Source organism: Halomonas caseinilytica (assembly GCF_001662305.1).
Taxonomy (GTDB): Bacteria; Pseudomonadota; Gammaproteobacteria; order Pseudomonadales; family Halomonadaceae; genus Halomonas; species Halomonas caseinilytica.
In genome coordinates this window covers 1-2,376 of record NZ_BDEP01000022.1, presented here as the reverse complement: position 1 = coordinate 2,376, position 2,376 = coordinate 1, and the positions used below count along the sequence as shown (strand labels likewise).

Here is a 2,376-nt window from a genome sequence, read left to right as displayed (position 1 = left end):
ACAGTCGGAAGTCATAAGAGTGAAGAAGAAAGAACCTCTTCTATGTCTCAAGACTTGCGACTGGTCTCGTCACATGGACTGTTGGGTGGTGGAGCCTACCGGGATCGAACCGGTGACCTCCTGCGTGCAAGGCAGGCGCTCTCCCAGCTGAGCTAAGGCCCCTCTGATGCCCGTCACACGTGACACGGAGAATTTTATTCAGGTCAAGGCGCTTTGGCGCGACGTGTAGTGAACTACACGAGCGTCGACGCAACGCAGAACTGGATAAAATTGGTGGGTCTGGGCAGACTTGAACTGCCGACCTCACCCTTATCAGGGGTGCGCTCTAACCAACTGAGCTACAGACCCAAACCTATCCTCTCACTGATAAAACACGGCCGGCTTGCCGACCTCACCCTCCTTTCCACAAAGGTCAGGGGGTGCGCTCTCACCAACTGAGCGAATACCCTAGGGTCACGCTGGGTCTCTACCCAAACAGTCTTTGCTCTGGCCGATCAGGTAATTCATTGTGAGCACTTGCCGAGTGTCGGCGACGTCGTCGATTAAGGAGGTGATCCAGCCGCAGGTTCCCCTACGGCTACCTTGTTACGACTTCACCCCAGTCATGAACCACACCGTGGTGATCGCCCTCCGAAGTTAGGCTAACCACTTCTGGTGCAGTCCACTCCCATGGTGTGACGGGCGGTGTGTACAAGGCCCGGGAACGTATTCACCGTGCCATTCTGATGCACGATTACTAGCGATTCCGACTTCACGGAGTCGAGTTGCAGACTCCGATCCGGACTGAGACCGGCTTTATGGGATTAGCTCCACGTCGCCGCTTTGCAACCCATTGTACCGGCCATTGTAGCACGTGTGTAGCCCTACCCGTAAGGGCCATGATGACTTGACGTCGTCCCCACCTTCCTCCGGTTTGTCACCGGCAGTCTCCCTAGAGTTCCCGACCGAATCGCTGGCAAATAGGGACAAGGGTTGCGCTCGTTACGGGACTTAACCCAACATTTCACAACACGAGCTGACGACAGCCATGCAGCACCTGTCTGTGCGTTCCCGAAGGCACCAATCCATCTCTGGAAAGTTCGCACGATGTCAAGGGTAGGTAAGGTTCTTCGCGTTGCATCGAATTAAACCACATGCTCCACCGCTTGTGCGGGCCCCCGTCAATTCATTTGAGTTTTAACCTTGCGGCCGTACTCCCCAGGCGGTCGACTTAGTGCGTTAACTGCGCCACAAAGGTCTCGAGGACCCCAACGGCTAGTCGACATCGTTTACGGCGTGGACTACCAGGGTATCTAATCCTGTTTGCTACCCACGCTTTCGTACCTCAGCGTCAGTGTCAGTCCAGAAGGCCGCCTTCGCCACTGGTATTCCTCCCGATCTCTACGCATTTCACCGCTACACCGGGAATTCTACCTTCCTCTCCTGCACTCTAGCCTGACAGTTCCGGATGCCGTTCCCAGGTTGAGCCCGGGGCTTTCACAACCGGCTTATCAAGCCGCCTACGCACGCTTTACGCCCAGTAATTCCGATTAACGCTCGCACCCTCCGTATTACCGCGGCTGCTGGCACGGAGTTAGCCGGTGCTTCTTCTGTGAGTGATGTCTTTCTTGCCGGGTATTAACCGACAAGCCTTCTTCCTCACTGAAAGTGCTTTACAACCCGAGGGCCTTCTTCACACACGCGGCATGGCTGGATCAGGGTTGCCCCCATTGTCCAATATTCCCCACTGCTGCCTCCCGTAGGAGTTCGGGCCGTGTCTCAGTCCCGATGTGGCTGATCATCCTCTCAGACCAGCTACGGATCGTCGCCTTGGTGAGCCGTTACCTCACCAACCAGCTAATCCGACATAAGCTCATCCGATAGCGCAAGGTCCGAAGAGCCCCTGCTTTCTCCCGTAGGACGTATGCGGTATTAGCCTGAGTTTCCTCAGGTTATCCCCCACTACCGGGCAGATTCCTATGCATTACTCACCCGTCCGCCGCTCGACGCCTCCTAGCAAGCTAGGATCGTTTCCGCTCGACTTGCATGTGTTAGGCCTGCCGCCAGCGTTCAATCTGAGCCATGATCAAACTCTTCAGTTGAAAAGCTGATAGTGCATTGAGTGCACCAAACTTGGCTCAAGGTTCAAACGTTCTCAAAAAGACCCGAAGGCCTTTGACGAGTCGCTTGCCTTGATTTTCGGTGACTGGTCACCGACATCCCGACAAGCGCCCACATGAATTACCTGATCGATTGTTAAAGAGCATCTCACGTTGCCGAGCCCGTGGCGCGGCGCCTCGTGAGGAAGGCGTATTCTACCGATTCGATGCCTGGCGTCAAGCTCGATCTTCTCCGAGAGCGACGCACCTCATGGAGGCGACTTCGAATCGAGCCCTC

At 55.6% G+C, this 2,376-nt stretch carries 2 tRNA genes and 1 rRNA gene; all 3 read right to left on the bottom strand.

What is annotated here, in order from left to right:
- Positions 1 to 86: 86 nt before the first annotated feature.
- A tRNA-Ala gene (locus A9O65_RS14660) sits at positions 87 to 162 on the bottom strand.
- Positions 163 to 271: 109 nt separating this feature from the next.
- Positions 272 to 348: transfer RNA gene (locus tag A9O65_RS14655), tRNA-Ile, on the bottom strand.
- A gap of 195 nt (positions 349 to 543) precedes the next feature.
- Positions 544 to 2,081: ribosomal RNA gene (locus A9O65_RS14650) — 16S ribosomal RNA — on the bottom strand.
- Between the last annotated feature and the right edge of the window lie 295 nt (positions 2,082 to 2,376).